The 267-nt window shown below is 64.4% G+C and carries 1 pseudogene; it reads left to right on the top strand.

Annotated elements, in window-relative coordinates:
* Positions 1 to 267: pseudogene (locus OH705_RS27575) on the top strand (glycine cleavage system protein T); the annotation flags it as partial.

Below are 267 nucleotides of genomic sequence, written 5' to 3'. Positions count from 1 at the left end.
CAGAAGACCATCCTCAACGACACCCATCGCGCGCTTGGCGCCAAGATGGTCGACTTCGGCGGGTGGGACATGCCGATCCACTACGGCTCGCAGATCGAGGAGCACCACCAAGTGCGCCGCGATGCCGGCATGTTCGACGTGAGCCACATGACGGTGGTCGACCTGCGCGGCGCGCGGACGCGCGAGTTCCTGCGCCACCTGGTGGCCAATTCCGTCGACAAGCTTCAGAAGCCGGGCAAGGCGCTTTATACCGCCATGCTGGACGAA

It is taken from the genome of Pseudomonas sp. BJa3, from assembly GCF_026343815.1.
Lineage (GTDB): Bacteria > Pseudomonadota > Gammaproteobacteria > Pseudomonadales > Pseudomonadaceae > Aquipseudomonas > Aquipseudomonas soli.
Note: the sequence above shows the minus strand (reverse complement) of the source record. Positions and strands in the feature narration are given on the sequence as shown.